The following is an 18,476-nucleotide window of genomic DNA, read 5'->3' as shown; positions in this document are numbered from 1 at the left end:
TCATGGACTTCAACGACGTGTCGCTGACCGCGCTGCGGGTCTTCCGCGCCGTGGCCGAACAGGGCACCTTCACCGCGGCGGCCGCCACGCTGGGCTACACCCAGTCCGCGGTGTCCCGGCAGATCGCCGCGATCGAGCGGGCGGCGGGCGCCGAACTGCTGGAACGGCGGCGCGACGGGGTGCGGCTCACCGCGGCCGGCCGGGTCGTCATGCGGCGCGTGACCGTCGTCCTCGACGAGATCGAGGCGGCGGCGCGGGAGCTTTCAGGCCTGCCGGAAGGGGCCGGGACGGTCCGGCTGGGCTGGTTCCCCACCGCGGGCGCCGTGCTGGTACCCCGGGCCCTGGCCGCGCTCCGCCGGACCGACCCCGCACTGCTGGTCATCGGCCGCGAGGGCACCACCCCGGCCCTGGTCCGCGCGCTGCGGGCCGGCAGCCTGGACCTCGCGCTGATCGCGTCGGCGCCGCCGTTCCGGCCGCCGGACGCCGAGTCACCACCGCTGCTGCTCCAGACCCTCACCGAGCGCGCCCTGTGCCTCGCGCTGCCGTCCGCCCACCCCCTGGCCCGCGGCGGCTTCGTCGATGTGGCCGACCTGCGCGGACAGCGCTGGATCGCCGGCCCTGCGGCCGGCGAGGACCGGCTGATGGGGGTGTGGCCCGGGCTGGACGAGCGGCCCGACATCGTCCACACCGCCCGTGACTGGCTGGCCAAGCTCCAACTCGTCGCCGCGGGCTGCGGGTTGACCACCGTACCGGCCGCCCTCGCCGCCGCCGCTCCGCCGGGCGTCCGGATCCTGCCCGTGCGCGGCGGACCTCAGGAACAGCGGCGCCAGCTGCTGGCCCGGCTGCCCCAGGCCCCGACACGGGCGGTCACCCGCGTGGCGGCGGCCCTGCGGGCGGCGGCGCTCGAAACGGACATACCGGAGGGGCCCGACTGAGCCTCCCCGAAGCTCAGTTGTTCTCGGCCGCGAACATCCAGCGCTGCTTCTCCAGGTCGGCGGTGAGGGAGATCAGCAGGTCCTGGGTGACGGGGTCGGGTTCGTCGGTCGCGGCGATCCGCTCGCGCAGCCGTCCGATCGCCGCCTCCAGCGTCCGCGTCATCAGGTCGACGACCTCGTCGTCCCGCAGCCAGCCGTCCTTGGTACCGGGCAGCGAGAAGGCCGCGGCGATCGTCTCCGGGCGGCCGTCCGGAGACACGCCCAGCGCGGCGGCACGTTCCGCGACGGTGTCCGAGTAGGAGCGTGCGGCGGCGACCACCTCGTCGAGCTGGAGATGGATCGAACGGAACCGGGGCCCCACGATGTTCCAGTGCGCCTGCTTCCCGATCAGCGACAGCCCGAGCAGATCCACCAGGGTGTCCTGGAGAGCGGTCCCGGTGACCCGGAGCGCCTCGTCGGACAGCGTGCTCTTCACCACGGTCATGCGTGCGTTTCCCTTCTGTGCTGCGGTCGCCGGCCGGGTGCCCGTGCCCAGCGGGTGCAAACGGATCAACGTGCTCGCCGGACCGGCCGCACCCCCGGGAGGACGCCGTACGCAGGACCGATCGGCGAGACGGTACTTACCGGATCGGCTTGTCCGGACATAGCATCGGTCCCCGCATGAACACCATGACCCTCTGGCACATATCCGGCTGGGAGTTCGCCGCCCTGGCCCTCGCCGCGCTGCTCGTCGGCTTCTCCAAGACCGCCGTCAGCGGGGCCAACACCGTCAGCCTCGCCGTCTTCGCCGCGATCCTCCCGGCCCGCGCCTCCACCGGCGTCCTGCTCCCGATCCTGATCGCGGGCGACGTACTGGCCGTCGCCACCTACCGCAGGCACGCCCACTGGCCCACGCTGTGGCGGCTGTTCCCCGCGGTCGCGGCCGGCGTGATGATCGGCACGCTGTTCCTGGTGTGGGCCGACGACCAGGTCGTACGGACCTCGATCGGCGCGATCCTGCTGCTGATGGCCGGTGTCACCCTGTGGCGCCGCCGCAAGGCCGACGGCCCCGACGACCCGGACGCGGTCACCACCCGGGCGGGCCGGGTGAAGGCCCGTTCGTACGGCGTCCTCGGCGGCTTCACCACCATGGTCGCCAATGCCGGCGGCCCGGTGATGTCGCTGTACCTGCTGTCGGCCGGCTTCCGCAAGCTCGGCTTCCTGGGCACCTCGGCGTTCTTCTTCCTGATCGTGAACCTCTCCAAGGTCCCCTTCAGCGCCGGACTCGGTCTGATCGACGGCAACTCGCTGCTGCTCGACGCCGCGCTCGTGGTGTTCGTCGTACCCGGCGCGCTCCTCGGCAAGTGGGCGGTGGAGCGTATCAACCAGCGGCTGTTCGAGCAGCTGGTCATCGCGGCGACGGTCGTCGGCGGTCTCCAGCTGCTTCTGCGCTAGTGCTTGTGACCGGAAAGGTCTGCCGGAAGCTCGCGGCGTCCGGTGCGGTGCATCGCAGGGCGGAGCATCGCCCGCGTACTGGACGTACTCGGGTGATGCGACAACGCGGCGTGGGGGCACCTCCCGGCCGAAGGCTGGGAGAGTGCCGTGCCGGGCGTCGCGAGCCGGTGAACCTCTCCGGTCGCAGCACCAGCCGCTCCGGCGGCCCGGGAATGCGACCGGGGGAGGCGTTGTTACAACCACCGTGATTGACATGCTCGGATCAGTGATTCCGGGTGTGGGCGAAGGGAGAACCTCATGGCACGCAGCACCGCGCGTCCCGTAGTCAGGCTGAGGTCGACGGCCGGGACCGGTGTCACCTATGTGACCCGCAAGAACCGCCGCAACGACCCCGACCGGCTGGTCCTGCGCAAGTACGACCCGGTGGCCGGCGCGCACGTGGACTTCCGCGAAGAGCGCTGAACCGCCGAGAACGACCGGGCCCGAACCCTCCGGAACCACCACCGGACCGAGGCCCCAGGAAGGAAACCCCATGAAGCCCCGCATCCATCCCGACTCCCGGCTCGTCGTCTTCCGCGACCGTGCCGCGGACGTCGCGTTCCTGACCCGCTCCACCGCCGATTCGTCCCGGACGGTCGAGTGGGAGGACGGCAACACGTACCCGGTGATCGACGTCGAGGTCTCGTCCGCGTCGCACCCCTTCTACACCGGCAGGTCGCGGGTCCTGGACAGCGCCGGCCGGGTGGAGCGCTTCGAACGCCGCTACGGCCGCACCGCCGCCGCCCGCGGCTGACCCGGCCCCGCGGCCGACACGAGGAGAACGGAACCATGAAGGTACGCAAGTCCCTGCGCTCACTGAAGGCCAAGCCCGGCGCCCAGGTGGTCCGCCGACGCGGCGTGGTCTACGTGATCAACAAGAAGGACCCCCGCTTCAAGGCCCGCCAGGGCTGACGGGAGTCGCTTCCCACGACGGCCGCCCGGCCCCCCGCCGGGCGGCCGTCCCGCGTCCCGGGCCCGCCGAAGGGCCCCCCGCCGGGCGGCCGTCCCGCGTCCCGGGCCCGCCGAAGGGCCCCGTACGCTCGCCCCATGTCCCCGCACGTCCTGATCCTCGGCGGCACCACCGAGGCCCGCGAACTGGCCGCCGCGCTCGCCGCGCACCCCGGTGTCCGCGTCACGACCTCCTTGGCGGGGCGTGTCACCCGGCCGGGCGCGCTGGCCGGCGAGGTACGCGTCGGAGGCTTCGGCGGGGCGGAAGGCCTCGCCGACTGGCTGCGCGCCCAGGGTGTGGACGCCCTCGTGGACGCCACCCACCCCTTCGCCGAGACGATCACCGCGAACGCGGCCCTGGCGGCGGCACGGACCGGCGTCCCGGCCCTGGTGCTGCGCCGTCCGGGCTGGCGCCCCGGCGCCGGGGACCGCTGGCACCCGGTCGCGTCCCTGCCCGCCGCGGCGGACCTGCTGGCGGGCTTCGGCCCCAGGGTTCTCCTGACGACCGGACGCCTGGGCCTGTCCGCCTTCGCCCACCTGGCGGACCGGCACTTCGTCGTCCGCTCGGTGGAGCCCCCCGAGCCCCCGCTGCCCCCGCACACCGAAGTGCTGCTGGCCCGCGGCCCGTTCACGGTGGCCGACGAGACCGCGCTGCTGCGCGAGAACCTGATCGACGTCCTGGTCACGAAGGACAGCGGGGGAGCGGCGACGGCCGCCAAGCTCACGGCCGCACGCGAACTGGGCCTGCCCGTGGTCGTCGTACGCCGCCCGCCGCTGCCGTCCGGGGTGACGACGGTGCCCGACGTGGCGGGTGTACTGGGGCGGCTGGGCCTGGGGCGGCTGGGTCTCGGGCCCACGTGACCGGCCGGGGACCGCGTGACCGGCTGAGGCCCGCGTGACCGGCCGAGGCCCGCGACGGGCCGACGGCGCATCGCCTGACCGTGGCGGGACGACGTATCGGCTGACCGTGGCCCCCATGACCGTGGCCCGGTCGTGGCCCGGCCCTGGCCCGGTCGTGGCCCGGCCCGGCCCTGGCTCGGTCGCGGTGGCCGGCGCGTCGAGGTCAGACTGCCTTGGCGGCGGCCGGCTCCAACTCCGCGGCGCGGTCGGAGAGTCCGTCGGTGAGGTCCTCGACCAGGAGCCGTTTGGCGATCGTGTCGACGGCGGCGCGCAGGTCGGCACCCGAAGGGTGCCCGAGGTCGTCCTGGACACGGTCCTCGAGCCAGGCGCCCCAGGCTCTGCCGATGGTCCGGGCCTCCTGGTCGCCTGCCGCGGTGAGGGAGAGGAAGGTGCCCGCGCGGGTGAGATAGCCCTCGTCGACCATACGGTCGTAGACCGGCAGCAGTACCTCCGGGGGCAGCCGGCGGCGGGCGGCGATCAGGCCGAGGTTGCCGTGGCCGACCAGTCGGGTGAGCAGTTCGACCTGCATCACGGCCCAGGCGCCGGCCACGTCCAGCCGGGTACCGGACTCTCGGATGAGACGGCGGCCGGTCTCCAGGTCCGCCCGGCCGATGATCTTCGCCACGGCCGCTTCCAGCACCCGCTGCGAGTCCGGCCCGTGCGGTGAGGCGAACCCCTCGCCCATGTCGGTGGAGCCGAGCCGTGCGCTGTCCCGCAGCTGGACCTGCTTCAGGAACAGGGCGACCACGAACCCGACGGCCGCCACCGGTACCGTCCACAGGAACACCGTGTGGATGGTGTCGGCGTACGCCTGGATGATCGGCTCGGCGGCCGGCGCGGGCAGCCGGTGGAGGCCTTCCGGGCTGGTGGCCGCCTTGGCGATGACCGCCGGGTCGAGGACGCTCGCCTTGGTGGCGGCGGTGATCCCGTCCGCCAGGTTCGGCTTCAGCGCGTTGGTGTAGATGGTGCCGAAGACGGCCGTACCGAACGAACTGCCCAGCGTACGGAAGAAGGTGACGCCCGACGTCGCGGTGCCCAGGTCGGTGTAGTCGACGGTGTTCTGCACGGCGATCGTCAGCACCTGCATGGACAGACCGATGCCGGTGCCCAGCACGAACATGTACAGCGACTCCAGCCAGGCGCCGGTGCCCGGCCCCATCAGGGACATCAGATACAGGCCGGCGCCCATGACCAGCGAGCCGACGATCGGGAAGATCCGGTACTGACCGGTCTTGCTGACCACGTTGCCGCTGAAGATCGACGCGATGAGCAGGCCGATCACCATCGGGAGCGTACGGACACCCGAGATCGTCGCCGAGTCCCCGTCGACGTACTGGAGATAGCTCGGCAGATAGGTCATCGCGCCGAGCATCGCGAAACCGACGATGAAGCTGAGGATCGAGCAGACAGTGAAGACCGGGTTGCCGAAAAGCCGCATCGGCAGCATCGGTTCCTTCGCCCGGGTCTCCACCCAGCAGAACAGTGCGAGCGCCACCGCACCGCCCACGAACAGGCCGATGACGGTGCCCGAACCCCACGCGTACTGGTTGCCGCCCCAACTCGTGGCGAGGATCAGTGAGCTGGCGCCGACAGCGACCAGCGCGATGCCCAGATAGTCGATCACCGGCCGGGACGCCGACTTCACCACCGGGATCGTGCGGGCGGCCGCGGCCACCACCAGGATCGCGATGGGCACGTTGACGTAGAACGCCCAGCGCCAGGAGAGATGGTCGGTGAACAGCCCGCCGAGCAGCGGCCCGATGACGGTGGCCACGCCGAACACCGCACCGATCGCACCCTGGTACTTGCCGCGCTCCCGCAGCGGGATGACATCGGCGATCAGCGCCATCGCGGTCACCATCAGCCCGCCCGCGCCGATGCCCTGCATCGCCCGCCAGCTGATCAGCAGCGACATGTTGGTGGCCAGACCGCACAGGAACGAGCCCGTGATGAACACGATCGCCGAGACCTGGAAGACCACCTTGCGGCCGAACAGGTCGCCGAACTTGCCGACAAGGACGGTCGCCACGGTCTCCGCGAGCAGATATGACGTGACCACCCACGACATGTGCGCGGCACCGCCCAGGTCCGACACGATCGTCGGAAGCGCGGTGCCCACGATCGTCTGGTCCAGGGCCGCGAGCAGGATTCCCAGCACGATCGTCACGAAGACGACGTTGCGCCGGCGGGTGTCCAGCACGGGCGGCTGGGACGCGTCGGGCAGTTCGGACGCCTCGGTCACTGTCACGTTGTCACCCTCACACCGGTGGGCTACCGGCGCATGCCGGACTGGCCCACCCGGGTACCGCTCAGCCCTCTTTCTGAACCCCCGGGTGGCGGCGCAGCAGATATGTGTCCATGATCCATCCCTTGCGCTCCCGCGCCTCGGCCCGCAGCCGCTCGATACGCGGACCGGCCTCGGCGAGCGGACCGGAGACCAGGATCTCGTCGGGGGTGCCGAGGTAGGCGCCCCAGTAGATGTCGATGTCCTGGTCCGCGTACTGCCGGAAGGTCTGGTGCGCGTCCAGCATCACGACCACGTCGTCGACGCCGTCCGGGAGTCCCTCGGCGAGCCGCCGCCCGGTGGTGATCTGCACCGGCCGGGCCACCCGGTTCAGTCCTGTGCGATGGCGGGCCACCAGCGCCGACACACTGCTGATGCCGGGCACCACGTCGTACTCGAACGTCACCGCGCCGCGGGCCAGCACCTCTTCCAGGATCGCGAGCGTGCTGTCGTACAACGAGGGATCGCCCCACACCAGGAAGGCACCGGTCTGCTCCGCGCCGAGTTCCTCGCGGATCAGCCGCTCGTAGATGTCCGCGCGGGCGCTGCGCCAGTCACCGACGGCCGGCGAGTACGCCCCGCCGCTCGCGGCCCGGTCGCGGTCCGGGTCCCGCGCCTCCACCAACCGGTAGCCGCCGTCCGGTATGTGCGTGTCGAGCATGTCCCGGCGCAGCCGGGTCAGATCGCTCTTGACCTCGCCCTTGTCGAGGAGGAAGAACACGTCCGTGCTCCTCAGCGCCCGGACCGCCTGGAGGGTGAGCTGGTCGGGGTCGCCCGCGCCGATACCGATGACATGAATCTTTCGCACGCCCCCGAGTCTGCCGCATGCCACTGACAGCGGGTCCCCCCGGTGCTACCGGGTGCCGCGCAACCGCGGCGCCTCGGCCCCGGCCTCGACGCTCCCGGCACCGCTTTCCACCCGCCCGGCCAGCTCCCGCGCCCACTCGGCGAGCCCGTCGAGCTCCATGCCGTACGGCCGCCGGACCCCGCTGCCGGCCGCCCACTCCTCGATCGCGCCCGCGCCGCGCCGCAGCAGCCGCGCCCCGCCGGTCAGGTTCCCCCGGGCCGCGTGCGTGAGCCCCACGGCAAGCTGGGCCAGCCCCCGCCACAGCGTCCGCTCCTCCTCGGGCCCGGACTTCCAGGCGTCCTCGAACACCTCGTGGGCGTGGAAGGGCTTCCCGGCGTCCAGCAGCGCCTGCGCCTCGACGAGGGTCTCCGGCGGAGTCCGTACGACGCCCTCGGCCTGCCGCTCCACCCCCGGCGCGTCGTACGGCAGCGGCCGCCCCAGTCCGTCGCGCGGCCGTGCGCTGCGCGCCCGCCCCTCGGCGTCCCGGTCCCGTGCCCCTGTCCCGGCGTTTCCCATACGGCCCATACGACCGATTGTCCCCCCTCCCCACGCCCTCTTTCGGGCCGCCCGGGGACGTGGGGTAAAGTGCTGTTCGCGTGATCACGCGGGTCACCGCGAGTGAGCGCACCGGGACGTGGCGCAGCTTGGTAGCGCACTTGACTGGGGGTCAAGGGGTCGCAGGTTCAAATCCTGTCGTCCCGACTGGAGACAGTCGCAGGTCAGGGCCGGTTTCGGATGCCTCCGAAACCGGCCTTCGATCATTCTTGGGGACCAGGTGGGACCGGCGCCCTTGACCGGGTTCAGCGGGTCACGACGATCGGGCTTGGCAGTGAGCGTGGTGCGCGTAGCACGCTGAGGTGTGCGGAGAGCGCCGCTCCGGCGGCCGTGATCTTGTGTACGTCCGGGTGCAGGTAGCGCTGAGTGGTGGTCAGGGATCCGTGGCCGGCGATGCGTCGCAGGACGTGTACCTGGACTCCGGCGTCGGCGAACCAGGTCAGTCCGGTGTGCCGGAGGTCGTGGCGGCGCAGGTGTTCGTAGCCGAGTTTGGTGACCACGTCGTCCCAGTGTGTGGCGTCGCGCAGGACGGCTGTGGAGATGCGTCCGCCGCGCGGGCCGGTGAACAGGCGGGCGTCGGGATTGGGTCCGGCGGACAGGACGCGCTGGGCGACGAGGGGACGGATCTCCTCGACGATGGGAACCCTGCGGGCCCGCTTGCCCTTGGTGTCCTTGTCGGTCAGTCCGCCGGGCGCGGGTGTGGTCTGACGCCGCACGTTCCAAACCACTGGGTGGTGTCGATGTCCCCGACACGGCAGCCTGAGACCTCGCCGATCCGTGCAGCGGTGCACGCGGCGAAGACGACCACGTCTCCCCAGCCGCGGTACTGGTCGTGGGAGGCGGCAACGAGGGTGTCGGCCAGCGCGACGAGGGTTTCCCAGTCGGGCAGGGCCAGCGCCCGTGGGTCGAGGAGTTCGTCCTCGGCGTGCTTGTAGAGCTTCTGCCAGCCGGTCACCCGGGCCGGGTTGATCTTGATGATGCCATCGCGGACTGCCTGCTCCATGACGCGGACCAGGACGGCGATGGTGTTCTTCACCGTGGAGCGGCTGTGCTCGTCGGCGATCCAGTTCTGCACGGTGCGGTCGACGACGCCATTGGTGATCATCCGCACCGCGAGGTGGCCCAGGGCGGGGACCACGCGCATCCGCCACCCCGACAGGTAGGGGTCCAGCGTTTTCAACTCCAGGCCGCGCAGGGCGAGGTCCATGTTCGCTTCGCCGTTTTCGGCGAGCTTCATGGTGGCCAGCGATGGGCTCAGTCCGGCCTGCGCGGCCTCGATGATGGCCTGGAGCCATTCCTGGGCCTCTTCTTCGCTGTCCTTTCCCTCGGACAGTGACTGGCGGTGCTTGCTGGTCGGATCGGTCCACCGGACACGCGCCCGATAGGGAGTGTCTTATCGGCCATTGAGTCCCTTGGCCGGGACGGTACGTCGGTGGCGCAGCCATTCCTCGACGTCAAGGGCGCTGTACATGACGACGCGTTCCGAGACCGTGACGAAGGGCGGCCCCTGGGGAGGCTGGGCGGTGCGCCAGCGGCGCAGGGTTGAGGCGTCCACTCGCAGGCATGCAGCGAGGTCACTGGTTGAATACCAGGCGCTGGTCAGGAGAGGCGCTCCGCTATCAGTGGAGACGGCATGATGGTGAGCAGCTGCAGGGTCCGCTGTGGCCTCCTTATCGCGATGAGGTTCGGCGTTGGCAATGGCTGCTATGCTCGCCGCGCACCTCGCGCCATACCCGGCCGTGCAGAGCAGCGAGGGTGCCCTCCGCCGAACACTCGTTGAACTGCATTTCCCACACCCCGTGAAGGGTGGCGTCAGCAGAGCTCAGTGCCGCAACCTCAGCCGGCACGCCCTTGTGCGCGACTTCGCGCGCCACCAGGTCGGCGTTGAAGAACTGCCTTTTCGCCGAGTCCAGTTCGACGTGGCCGGCCTCGGTCATCTGCCGCACGAACAGAGCCGAGTCGAGCGCCGCCGCCTTGTCCTCCTCCACGTCCAGCACGAGGCGTATCTGCTCCTGGGCGGGGGCGGCGGCCGCCGTGAAGGGTTCGTAATAGGCGCGGCGTACCTGGTCACCTTCGGGGCTCAGTAGCTTCTTCACGAGCTGAGCTTGGTCTCGTCCCACAGCTCGATGACGAGGCCATGCGCCTTCTCCTGCTTCTTCTTCCAGCCGTCCCACCATTGGGCTGCCGGCCCGTCCATGCTGGAGGGGATGCACAGGATCCAGAGCGTGATGGTGTGACCGTTGGCCGCCGCGGCTTTCAGCCCGTTCGCGAGGGACTCGCGAATCTGCTGCGACTGGCTGGTTGTGGTCTTCGGCATGAAGTACTTGGACTGCCAGACCGTGATGGCGCCCCCGAGGCGCCGGCGAAAGCGTCGATTCCCCAGTCGCCCGGATTCGCGGCGATCATCCGGACGTTCGGATTGGTCGCACTCGCGAGCTGCGCGAGCATCTTCTCGAAGTCGGCCCGTGCCCAGTCCGCGCTTCCGGTCCGCAGTTCGTGCACTCCGAAATGGATGGGCGGAACACCAGCTGCCACCGGCATGGAGTTGTCCAACCTGCACCCCCGCATCCCGCAGGCAACCCGAGTGAACTGCGTTCAGCGGGCTGTTCACCCTGCGCCACACACAGTAACGGCCGTCAGCGTACGTGTTACGGAATCACTCGATCAAGGTGCTTGCGGTCGGCAGTATCCCGGCAGCGGCACGGTGGACGGGTCTGGTGTGCAGAGACAGCGGCAGTCCACTCGTCCCGTTGGCGTGGGCGATGATCTCCGCAGTGATAGACATGACCGTCTCCTCGGGTGTACGTGCTCCCAGGTCGAGACCGATGGGGGAACGCAATGCGGCTAGTTGCTGTGCCTCGACACCGCTCCCGCAGGAGGCGCGGCCGCTCCTCGTGTGTGCGGCGGGAGCCCATCGCGCCGACGTAGCCGACGGGCAGCGTGAGCGCCCGGCGCAGGAGAGGGATGTCGCACTTGGCGTCGTGGGTGAGGACGCAGATGGCTGTAGGGGCACCGACCGCCGTGCGTTCCAGGTAGCGGTGGGGCCAGTCGACACGGACGCCGCTGACGCCCACCTACTGCCTGCACGACACCTCGACGTACGGCACGGCCCCATCCGCCCCAGCAGGTGCGGCCATACAACACCCCCAGTGCGCTCACCCCTAGCGACTAGATTCACTGTCAGAGAAGCCGAAACGACTGGGTTCGATGTCAAACGACTCGATTGGTGTAGAGTCTCGCGGCTCGTGCCGGACGTCGGTCGCGTGACCTGCAAGTCCGTCCGCTGTCTCACGCCGTGTCGGATGCTCGGCGTCTCAGCTCCGTGTCGGTGAACCGAGGGCGTCGCCGCCTGCTCCGGCGGAGGGGGGCGTTCACCGAGTCCGGTACGGCTGCGGTTCGATGTGTCCTGGCCGTCACCGGTTCGGCTCAGTGTCGTTTTTGATCGCGTTGGCTGTCGCTGTGCGGGACGGGATGGTGACCTTGGTGGAGCAGTCTGTGAACGCGCGGCGCGGGTGGCTGACCGGTGGGCAAAGGCGTTGTATGTGGGCGGCGCAGTCGTGGCGGTGAGCGGGCCGGTTCTTCGCATCAGGGATGTCCGCAAGAGTTATGGACGGCGTTCGGTGCTGCGCGGGGTGTCGCTGGATCTGTTTCCAGGTCAGCTGGTGGGCATCGTGGGCGAGAACGGCGCGGGCAAGAGCACGTTGTTGCGCATCCTGGTGGGCGACCTCGCACCGGACACAGGTGTGGTGGAGCGTCATGGGGTGGTGGGCAGTTGCCCGCAGGACACTGTGCTGCACGGTGCCTTCTCGGTCGAGCAGCATCTGCGGTTCTTCCAGGCGGCCTACGGTCTGGACAGTCCGGGTCGGGCCTTTGAATTGCTCGATCAGCTGAACTGCACGGGCTATCGGGGCGAACGCCTGGAAACGCTCAGCGGCGGCACCCGGCAGAAACTCAACCTGGTGCTGGCGCTCATGCACGATCCGCAGTTGTTGCTCCTGGATGAGCCGTATCAGGGCTTCGACTGGGAGACCTACCTGCGGTTCTGGGACCTGGCGGCGGCCTTGCGTGATCGGGGCTGCGCGGTGCTGGTGGTCTCCCATCTCGCCTACGACGCTGCCCGTCTCGACACCCTGTACCGCCTCGACGGGGGGCGCCTGTGTGAGACGGAGCAAGGCGCAGCCGGCGGAGGGTCGTCGTGAATCGCTGGTGGTCATGCTTTGGTACGGCGATGCGGTTCGCGGTTGTCGAGCAGGCGCGTAACAGGCTGGCGTTGCTCCTTGTGGTTCTGTTCGTGCCGCTGTGGACGACTCTGGCCTTTGAGGTCGTGGCCCGATTGCCGCTGCGGTTCTATGTCCGCCCCGTCGGCCGCTTTGTGGTCATGGACGGCAACGTGTTGACCCAGGTGACCGGGGCGCTGCAGGCCCTGGCGCTGGTGGTCGGTTTCATGATGTTCGTCTCCACGGCCCGGTCGGTGCTCTTCGACCGGCGTCTGGTGCAGGCCGGTTACCCGCGGTCTTGTCTGGCCGTGGCGAAGTGCTCCTCGCTCGTGATGGTGGCGGCCGCGGTTGCCGTCTACGCCACCGCGTGGGTGCACCTGTTCTGGCGGCCGGTGCAGCCCGTGGTGTTCGCCGTGGGAATGTTCACCGGTGCCCTGGTCTACGGCGGCATCGGCATCGTGCTCGCGTCGGTGCTGCGCAGCGAGCTGGCCGGCATGTTCCTGGCGATCATGATCAGTTCCATCGATCTGCTGCTGCAGAACCCACTGATCAATCCGAACGCGGACAGTGCCCTCGTGCGCTACCTGCCCGCGTACGGGGCAGTGCAGAGTTGCGTTGCCGCCGCTGGACTGCATGTGGTGCCCTGGAGCGGCCTGCTGCTGGGGGCCGGTTGGGCGCTGGGAACGGCGGCATTGGGCATGGGCGCCTTCGCTGTACGCACTCGGACCTACCGGGCGGCTGCCGGGATCGCCCAGGAGGCGGCGGACGGCGTCGCGAAAACCGCCCCAGCGCCATGACCTCTCGCCACGCCCCCGGTGTCTGGCGTGACCAGCCTCGTCTGGGGTCGTTGTCGGGGTGGGCGTTGGTCCAGGGATGTCGGAACCGAAATGGCGGGGGCTTGGAGTGTCCGAGCAGGAGGCTGCGGCGACGGACTCGGCAGAGCGTGCATCGGGCCCCGCCCATCTGGGCCATGCGGCGCCGGAGATCAGAGTAGCGTCGCGTGGTGAGGCGCCCTTCGCGTGGCTGGTGAGTGAGGGGTTCGAGCCGAGAAACTGGATGGTGTTCCTGACTGTGCTGCTGGGCTGGCACGCTGACGGATTCGCAGGTGTCGGCTGGGGTGTGTTCGCGGCTGTGTTCACCGCAGTTGTGCCCACGGTGATCCTGGGATTCGGCGAGCGGCACAACTACTGGGGCGACCGGCAGGTGCGCGATCGCCAGGACCGTGTGGTGGCCGCCCCGGGTGTCCTGGCATCGGTCATCGTCGGCACGGCGCTGCTGTTCGTGCTGGGGGCTCCCAGCGAGGTGAGCGCGTTGGTCGCCGCAATGCTTGCCGTCCTTCTCGCCCTGATGGTCATCACCTTCTCCTGGAAGGTATCGGTGCATTCGGCTGTCGCCGCGTGCGCCGTCGTCATCCTCGTGTCGGTCTTCGGGCCCTGGGCGTGCCTGCTGGTTCCAGTGGTCCCGTTGATCGGCTGGTCCCGCATCCGGCTGCGCTGCCACACTGCCGCGCAGGTAACCGTCGGGGCCGTCATGGGAGCAGCTGTCGGCGGCGTAGCGTTCGGTGTCCTGCGGTGACGGGCTCCGGTGTCTTTCCCGGTCCCAGCCCCGCTGACCTCATCCTGTGCGACGCCGAACGGCGAGCGGAGCACCCCGACGCCATGTCTACCATCGGCGTGCTGCTGCACCTGACCGGCACCGTCCCCGACCTGGCCGAGCTGTGCGATCACGTGGTCTCACGCCTTCCCGGACTGCCCTGCCTGACGCACGTGCTGAGCAGCGACGGAACGACCGCGCAGTGGCTGCCCGCCACCCCGGACATGGAGCGCCACATCTGTGCCGTGCGTGTGGACAACAAGCCGCAGTCCCTGGACGCCGCGGTCCGCGGCCTTCTGCGAGAACCTCTGCCGCAAGGAGCCCCGGCCTGGCGCATGATCCTGCTGCACGGTCATGTCACGGACGGGTTCGCGCTGCTGTACCTCGCCCACCACGCCGTACAGGACGGCGCCAATCTGGCCGCGGTGACGGAGAGCCTGTTCGGGCCATCCCTGCTGCCCGAGCAGTCGGCCGTGGTGGCGCGAGGCGTCCCGCACACGCCGCGGCCCCGCCTGGGGCAGGTGGTGCGCAGCACCGCGACGCTGCTGCGCCACTTCAGGAAACAGACTCTGTGGACGTCACCGTCCCAGCCGCTGTCCAGCCGCCGCCACACACTGTGGACCCACGTGCCCTCTTCCTGGCTGCGTACCGCGGCGCGCACCGGCAAGGCCAGCACCAACGACGTCTACCTCACCGCCCTGGCGCACGCGATTGCGGAATGGGCCGACAGCGGATGGCCGCGCGCCGCAGATGTTGCGATCCCCGTCATGGTCCCGGTCAACCTCCGCACCGCCGACGAAGTGGCGGCCCCCGGTAACCGGCTTTTCCTGACCCGCGTCGCCCTCCCGGGCGGCAGCATGCCCCTCAGCCGGCGGCTGGCGTCCACCCGCGCGGCCACCGTCGCCCTGAAGTCCGCCGAGCACAAGGCAGTCCTGCGCGCCGCCCTCGCCCGCCCTCCGCTGTGGGCGTTTGAGCGCCTCGTGGCGATGAGTACCGATCCTGGCCGGCTCACCGTCTGCGCCTCGTCCTTCGTGCTGCGCCACCGTCTTGGCTACGGCGACGCGGTGGTGGAGCGCGTGGATCCCATCATCTGCTGCCCGCCGGGTGTTCCCGCGGCGGTCGTGATGTGCGTCTACGAGGACGTGGCGAGCGCGTGCTTCCGCATCGACGAAGCCCTCCCCGGCGCCGAGAGCCTGCCCGCCCGCTGGCGTCAGGCCCTGGAAGAGATGACCATCCCCAGCCAGTGAGCTGCGGCTTGAGGTCCGGTCCGCTGCCCGGTGAGGGCAGCGGACCGCTGTCTTCACGGGCCGCTCACCGGACGCGCTCGACGCTCCACAGCGGCAACAGCTCGAAGAACGTGACCGCCTCCTGACGCCACCGCGGCCGCCAGTTTGCGGCTTCGGCCGAAGCCAGTTCCGCATAGCGCCGCATGTCCGCCCGCAGCTTCTGCTCAACGCCGCAGCGTTGGCCGATCTCCCGGACAGCAGCAATAGTCTCCGGGGAACAACAGGCGTCACCGAGCGCCGACTCCACCATCGTGCGCTCGCTACCGCTGACCGCCGCCAGGAGCGCGCCGACCGTGTAACTGCGCTTACCGGCCCGGATGTCGGTGCCGGTGGGCTTACCCATGGTCCGCGCGTCTCCGAAGAGGTCCAGGTAGTCGTCGCGCAGCTGTCCGCAGATCCCGAGCAGCCGGGCGTAGCGGCGCAGTTCGTCATCGAAGCGATCCGGCTGCTCACCCGCGGCCAAGAGCCCCAGCTGCAGGGGCGCGAGAATCGAGTAACGGGCGCTTTTGTAGTCGGACACGCAGTGCAGCAGTTCCTCGGACGGGAGGTCGGTGAAGTCCCTCTCTACGTCGATGATCTGTCCCAGGAACGTGTCGGACGCCGCCCTGGTCTGCACTTCGACCATGGCATGGCACACCGGGAGGGAAGACTCGGAGTCGAGGAGGACCTGCAGGGAAAGGGCCAGCGCAAGGTCACCGGCGAGCACGGCCAGCCCGAGCGCGGCCTGCGGATCACCGGGGAACTTCGCCCGGTAGGCGTAGTAGGTGGAGGGGCCGCCACGGCGGGTGGGGCTGTCGTCGATGATGTCGTCGTGGACCAGCCCGTGCGTCTGCAGCAGTTCGATGCTCAGCGCGGCTTCCTCCAGGCCGGCAACGGGCTCGGTCGTCACCAGCCGGGCCGCCTCATAGAGCAGCGCCACCCGCAGGCGCTTGCCCCCACGCAGGGACATATCCCTCAGCAGATCCACGCATTCAGGTGTGAACCGGCTGAGTGCCGGCGCGTCCAACGCGCTGTGCAGGCTCTGGAAGTACTGCTCAAACCGTGTGTTGAAGCGCAGTTCGTATGCAGCGAAACGTCCCTTGATCTGTTCGGCGAGGACGGCGGTTTCGGTCACGCGAGAGTCTTTCCGTTCCGGAGGGACGCGCGGAACGCGCGTCAGTTCTGACAGTGGTCAGTAGCACGGCGCTTCGCTGCACCGGCCCCGCACCGATCCGCGAGGCCGGTGACAGCCCGTCGGCCTGCCCACGGCGCTTCCGGGCCGTGAGCAGTGTCAGGAGGTGTACTGCGTAGCGGTCACCGCCAGCCGGCGCAGGGCGTTCGAGGCCGACGGCGGAAACCCGGCAGACTTCAGGACCCGCAGCACCTGCTCATAGCGCGAGGCGATCATGTCCTCCGTACGCGCACGAGCTCCGGTCGACTCCAGGATGGCCCGCACCTGCGCAGCTCCGTCCTCATCCAGATCGGCCCGGCCCACCAGGTGACGAAGACGCTGCCGCTGCCCAACGTCGGCCGCCTGCAAGCCCAGGGCCAGCAGGACGGTCCGCTTGCCCTCCCGCAGATCACCCAGGCCCGGCGCACAGGCACCGTCCGCGCTGCCGAACACATCCAGGAGATCATCCCTGATCTGGAACGCCTCCCCCAGCGGAATACCCAGCGCCGTACAGACGTCCAACGTCGCCGCATCCGTTCCGGCGACAGCAGCCCCCAGCTGCAGCGGGCGCTCAACCGTCGCGGTGGCCGTCTTGTAGCGGATGATCTCCAGGGCCGCCTCGACGTCGTCATCCCCGCGGCCGGTACCCATCACATCCAGATACTGGCCGTACATCACCTCCTCCAGCATCGCGTCATACAGTCCGTGCACAGCCCGGTGCCGCTCGCCATCCAGCTCGGCTGTGTGCAGCAGCTCCTGGGCCCAGATCAGAGCGAGATTGCCCACCAGGAGGGCGCCGCCCGCACCGAGGCGCTCCGCACGCTCGCAGGGCCCAAGGCGCGCCCGAAGAACACGATGGACAGCAGGGCGGCCGCGACGGCTGACGGAGTCGTCCATGATGTCGTCGTGGATGAGGGCGAAAGCCACGAACATCTCCAGGGACGCTGCCACGCGAACGACGGACGCGGTGTCCTCGCCCCTGCCCGCGGCATGCCACCCCACCACACACAGCAGAGCCCGGATGCGCTTGCCGCCGGCGGCCAGGAAGCCCCGCAAGGTCTCCACCACCTCCGGCGTATGGCCCCTTTCTGCCGCCGCCCGGGCTTTGCCCGCAAGAAAGGTTTCCAGCACCGCATCGACCTCCTCCCGCACAGCACGCAGGTCGATCTCCCCGGCATCAATGACGCTCAAGGTCACCGGCTCACCACTCCGACAGCGGGCGCAGGTACGCTCCCGTGACCGGTAGCCCCCAGGTTCCGGTTACCGTGCGCGGCTGAGCAGCCCCGATCTTGGACACCGCCAGTGCTTTCATAGCTCCGGGTCACCCGTTTGATCTTCATACCCCGTCAACGAGCAAGGTCCCCTCAAAACACGCGTGGCTCCCGACTTCGGGCGCGATGCAACGCCTCTCTCGACGACACGGTGCGGCTCGGTCAGCTGATCTCCGCCGTCCCCGAAGCTGATGGACTGATGGCCTCAAGACATGTGCCACACCCCGATGACGAACGCCCTAGCTGTATTGCCCTGTGAGGTTGGGGACGCGGCTGGCGGGTGGTTGCCCGTTGAGCGCGGTGTGTCCGCGGTGGTGATTGTAGGTGTGCAGCCAGTCGGGGAAGGCGTCGCGCCGTTCCTGTTCGGAGCGGTAGGGGCGGGCGTAGGCCCATTCATCGAGCAGGGTGCGGTTGAGGCGTTCGACCTTGCCGTTGGTCTGCGGCCGGTAGGGCCGGGTTCGCTTGTGGGTGATCCCTGCCGCGGTGAGGGCGTCGCGCCAGAGACGGGACTTGTAGCAGGAGCCGTTGTCGGTCAGGACGCGTTCGACGACATGGCCGGGTTCATGGCCGCGGCGATCTTCACCACGTCCGCGCCGTCGGGCAGCGGGATGCTGTGGCGGCTGTCGATGACGGTCCGGGTGCCCATCGGGCGGACGAGTTCGTCATCGGCGACGAAGTACACCAGGCGGCCGTCCTCGCGCCGGCCGACCCCGTCGACGCCGGGCACCATCGGCAGCTTGCCGGTGCTGGTGTAGTGGCTGCCCGACGCACCGGTACGCACCCGGGGGTGCAGGCCCACCGCGAGGACGTCGACGACAGCCTGATCCGCGTCGGAGGGGGCGGGCAGATCGAAGGGCTCGTAGCGGGGCGGGTTGTCGAACGAGCTGACTACGGCGGCGTGGATGTCCATGGCTGCTCTCCTCAGGTTTGGTACGCGGGACGAAGGATTTAGTAGGTATCGCGAAGGGTTTAGTTCGTGACACGAATCAAATTAGTAGGTGCCACGTACCTTTGCAA

Annotated in this window: 21 protein-coding genes, 1 tRNA gene and 2 pseudogenes; 11 read left to right on the top strand and 13 right to left on the bottom strand. The window is 69.7% G+C overall.

Annotated elements, in window-relative coordinates; genetic code table 11:
* The first annotated feature begins 2 nt into the window (after positions 1-2).
* Positions 3-935, top strand: a complete 933-nt coding sequence (locus AB0D59_RS04850; RefSeq protein ID WP_362560812.1) for a LysR family transcriptional regulator — start codon at positions 3-5, stop codon at positions 933-935.
* A gap of 13 nt (positions 936-948) precedes the next feature.
* On the opposite strand, the gene AB0D59_RS04845 is transcribed toward AB0D59_RS04850, so the two are convergent.
* Positions 949-1,419 (bottom strand): DNA starvation/stationary phase protection protein, encoded by a 471-nt coding sequence (locus tag AB0D59_RS04845; protein WP_362560811.1) that lies wholly within the window; start codon positions 1,417-1,419, stop codon positions 949-951.
* A 176-nt stretch (positions 1,420-1,595) separates the two neighbouring features.
* Here AB0D59_RS04845 and AB0D59_RS04840 point away from each other — a divergent pair, with 176 nt between their 5' ends.
* The 5 genes from AB0D59_RS04840 (at position 1,596) to AB0D59_RS04820 (ending at position 4,217) form a co-directional block, all read left to right on the top strand.
* The gene (locus tag AB0D59_RS04840) at positions 1,596-2,369 is read left to right on the top strand and encodes a sulfite exporter TauE/SafE family protein (RefSeq protein ID WP_362560809.1); all 774 of its coding nucleotides are present in this window, start codon (positions 1,596-1,598) and stop codon (positions 2,367-2,369) included.
* A 297-nt stretch (positions 2,370-2,666) separates the two neighbouring features.
* A complete protein-coding gene (gene rpmG / locus AB0D59_RS04835; protein WP_362560808.1) occupies positions 2,667-2,831 on the top strand; it encodes a 50S ribosomal protein L33 in 165 nt (54 codons plus the stop codon).
* Between the two features lie 70 nt (positions 2,832-2,901).
* Positions 2,902-3,162, top strand: a complete 261-nt coding sequence (locus AB0D59_RS04830; protein ID WP_362560805.1) for a type B 50S ribosomal protein L31 — start codon at positions 2,902-2,904, stop codon at positions 3,160-3,162.
* Positions 3,163-3,197: 35 nt separating this feature from the next.
* Positions 3,198-3,320 carry a type B 50S ribosomal protein L36 gene (ykgO, locus tag AB0D59_RS04825; RefSeq protein WP_046728129.1) on the top strand — a complete coding sequence of 41 codons (123 nt, stop codon included), beginning with the start codon at positions 3,198-3,200 and terminating at the stop codon, positions 3,318-3,320.
* A gap of 135 nt (positions 3,321-3,455) precedes the next feature.
* Positions 3,456-4,217, top strand: a complete 762-nt coding sequence (locus AB0D59_RS04820) for a cobalt-precorrin-6A reductase (protein WP_362560803.1) — start codon at positions 3,456-3,458, stop codon at positions 4,215-4,217.
* A gap of 202 nt (positions 4,218-4,419) precedes the next feature.
* Here the strand turns inward: AB0D59_RS04820 and AB0D59_RS04815 are convergent, their stop codons facing one another.
* The 3 genes from AB0D59_RS04815 to AB0D59_RS04805 all read right to left on the bottom strand — a co-directional run bounded on the left by AB0D59_RS04815 (position 4,420) and on the right by AB0D59_RS04805 (position 7,912).
* A complete protein-coding gene (locus AB0D59_RS04815; protein ID WP_362560801.1) occupies positions 4,420-6,504 on the bottom strand; it encodes an MDR family MFS transporter in 2,085 nt (694 codons plus the stop codon).
* Positions 6,505-6,565: 61 nt separating this feature from the next.
* Positions 6,566-7,348 (bottom strand): precorrin-6A synthase (deacetylating), encoded by a 783-nt coding sequence (gene cobF / locus AB0D59_RS04810; RefSeq protein ID WP_362560799.1) that lies wholly within the window; start codon positions 7,346-7,348, stop codon positions 6,566-6,568.
* Between the two features lie 45 nt (positions 7,349-7,393).
* On the bottom strand, positions 7,394-7,912 hold the full coding sequence (locus tag AB0D59_RS04805; protein WP_362560796.1) for a DUF309 domain-containing protein: 519 nt from the start codon (positions 7,910-7,912) through the stop codon (positions 7,394-7,396).
* A gap of 103 nt (positions 7,913-8,015) precedes the next feature.
* Between AB0D59_RS04805 and AB0D59_RS04800 the strand changes: the two genes are divergently transcribed.
* Positions 8,016-8,089 (top strand) — tRNA-Pro (locus AB0D59_RS04800).
* 98 nt (positions 8,090-8,187) lie between these two features.
* On the opposite strand, the gene AB0D59_RS04795 is transcribed toward AB0D59_RS04800, so the two are convergent.
* The 5 genes and pseudogenes from AB0D59_RS04795 to AB0D59_RS04775 all read right to left on the bottom strand — a co-directional run.
* Complete coding sequence (locus tag AB0D59_RS04795) at positions 8,188-8,658, bottom strand: tyrosine-type recombinase/integrase (protein WP_362560794.1); 471 nt, start codon at positions 8,656-8,658, stop codon at positions 8,188-8,190.
* The gene (locus AB0D59_RS04790) at positions 8,622-9,179 is read right to left on the bottom strand and encodes a hypothetical protein (protein ID WP_362560791.1); all 558 of its coding nucleotides are present in this window, start codon (positions 9,177-9,179) and stop codon (positions 8,622-8,624) included. The genes AB0D59_RS04795 and AB0D59_RS04790 overlap by 37 nt, the downstream gene beginning before the upstream one ends.
* Before the next feature lie 433 nt (positions 9,180-9,612).
* A complete protein-coding gene (locus tag AB0D59_RS04785) occupies positions 9,613-10,038 on the bottom strand; it encodes a hypothetical protein (protein WP_362560789.1) in 426 nt (141 codons plus the stop codon).
* Positions 10,035-10,259 (bottom strand): hypothetical protein, encoded by a 225-nt coding sequence (locus AB0D59_RS04780; protein ID WP_362560787.1) that lies wholly within the window; start codon positions 10,257-10,259, stop codon positions 10,035-10,037. Before AB0D59_RS04780 ends, AB0D59_RS04785 begins: the two co-directional genes overlap by 4 nt.
* 339 nt (positions 10,260-10,598) lie before the next feature.
* A pseudogene (locus tag AB0D59_RS04775) lies at positions 10,599-11,001 on the bottom strand (XdhC family protein); the annotation flags it as partial.
* A gap of 483 nt (positions 11,002-11,484) precedes the next feature.
* Here AB0D59_RS04775 and AB0D59_RS04770 point away from each other — a divergent pair.
* The 4 genes from AB0D59_RS04770 to AB0D59_RS04755 all read left to right on the top strand — a co-directional run bounded on the left by AB0D59_RS04770 (position 11,485) and on the right by AB0D59_RS04755 (position 14,999).
* Positions 11,485-12,141 carry an ABC transporter ATP-binding protein gene (locus AB0D59_RS04770; protein WP_362560784.1) on the top strand — a complete coding sequence of 219 codons (657 nt, stop codon included), beginning with the start codon at positions 11,485-11,487 and terminating at the stop codon, positions 12,139-12,141.
* Entirely contained in the window at positions 12,138-12,956 is an 819-nt protein-coding gene (locus AB0D59_RS04765; protein ID WP_362560781.1) for an ABC transporter permease, read from the top strand. The genes AB0D59_RS04770 and AB0D59_RS04765 overlap by 4 nt, the downstream gene beginning before the upstream one ends.
* A gap of 106 nt (positions 12,957-13,062) precedes the next feature.
* Positions 13,063-13,734, top strand: a complete 672-nt coding sequence (locus AB0D59_RS04760; RefSeq protein WP_362560779.1) for a hypothetical protein — start codon at positions 13,063-13,065, stop codon at positions 13,732-13,734.
* Entirely contained in the window at positions 13,731-14,999 is a 1,269-nt protein-coding gene (locus AB0D59_RS04755) for a wax ester/triacylglycerol synthase domain-containing protein (protein ID WP_362560777.1), read from the top strand. The genes AB0D59_RS04760 and AB0D59_RS04755 overlap by 4 nt, the downstream gene beginning before the upstream one ends.
* 64 nt (positions 15,000-15,063) lie before the next feature.
* Here AB0D59_RS04755 and AB0D59_RS04750 read toward each other — a convergent pair whose 3' ends face one another.
* The 4 genes and pseudogenes from AB0D59_RS04750 to AB0D59_RS04735 form a co-directional block, all read right to left on the bottom strand.
* Positions 15,064-16,152, bottom strand: a complete 1,089-nt coding sequence (locus tag AB0D59_RS04750; protein WP_362560774.1) for a polyprenyl synthetase family protein — start codon at positions 16,150-16,152, stop codon at positions 15,064-15,066.
* Positions 16,153-16,308: 156 nt separating this feature from the next.
* Entirely contained in the window at positions 16,309-17,385 is a 1,077-nt protein-coding gene (locus tag AB0D59_RS04745) for a polyprenyl synthetase family protein (RefSeq protein ID WP_362560772.1), read from the bottom strand.
* 313 nt (positions 17,386-17,698) lie between these two features.
* Positions 17,699-18,007: pseudogene (locus tag AB0D59_RS04740) on the bottom strand (integrase core domain-containing protein); the annotation flags it as partial.
* Positions 17,992-18,369 carry a hypothetical protein gene (locus AB0D59_RS04735; RefSeq protein ID WP_362560770.1) on the bottom strand — a complete coding sequence of 126 codons (378 nt, stop codon included), beginning with the start codon at positions 18,367-18,369 and terminating at the stop codon, positions 17,992-17,994. The gene AB0D59_RS04735 and the pseudogene AB0D59_RS04740, both read right to left, overlap by 16 nt.
* Positions 18,370-18,476: the final 107 nt, after the last annotated feature.

It is taken from the genome of Streptomyces sp. NPDC048417 (assembly GCF_040651615.1).
Lineage (GTDB): Bacteria > Actinomycetota > Actinomycetes > Streptomycetales > Streptomycetaceae > Streptomyces.
The sequence above is the reverse complement of the archived record's forward strand: the minus strand, read 5'-3'. Positions and strand labels throughout refer to the sequence as shown.

Excerpts from the sequence above, each read along its gene's own strand:
- AB0D59_RS04820 (WP_362560803.1), top strand. The coding sequence starts at position 3,456 with ATGTCCCCGCACGTCCTGATCCTCGGCGGCACCACCGAGGCCCGCGAA.
- AB0D59_RS04790 (WP_362560791.1), bottom strand. The coding sequence starts at position 9,179 with ATGAAGCTCGCCGAAAACGGCGAAGCGAACATGGACCTCGCCCTGCGC.
- AB0D59_RS04780 (WP_362560787.1), bottom strand. The coding sequence starts at position 10,259 with ATGCCGAAGACCACAACCAGCCAGTCGCAGCAGATTCGCGAGTCCCTC.
- AB0D59_RS04840 (WP_362560809.1), top strand. The coding sequence starts at position 1,596 with ATGAACACCATGACCCTCTGGCACATATCCGGCTGGGAGTTCGCCGCC.
- rpmG (WP_362560808.1), top strand. The coding sequence starts at position 2,667 with ATGGCACGCAGCACCGCGCGTCCCGTAGTCAGGCTGAGGTCGACGGCC.
- AB0D59_RS04735 (WP_362560770.1), bottom strand. The coding sequence starts at position 18,369 with ATGGACATCCACGCCGCCGTAGTCAGCTCGTTCGACAACCCGCCCCGC.
- AB0D59_RS04850 (WP_362560812.1), top strand. The coding sequence starts at position 3 with ATGGACTTCAACGACGTGTCGCTGACCGCGCTGCGGGTCTTCCGCGCC.
- AB0D59_RS04830 (WP_362560805.1), top strand. The coding sequence starts at position 2,902 with ATGAAGCCCCGCATCCATCCCGACTCCCGGCTCGTCGTCTTCCGCGAC.
- AB0D59_RS04805 (WP_362560796.1), bottom strand. The coding sequence starts at position 7,912 with ATGGGCCGTATGGGAAACGCCGGGACAGGGGCACGGGACCGGGACGCC.
- ykgO (WP_046728129.1), top strand. The coding sequence starts at position 3,198 with ATGAAGGTACGCAAGTCCCTGCGCTCACTGAAGGCCAAGCCCGGCGCC.
- AB0D59_RS04845 (WP_362560811.1), bottom strand. The coding sequence starts at position 1,419 with ATGACCGTGGTGAAGAGCACGCTGTCCGACGAGGCGCTCCGGGTCACC.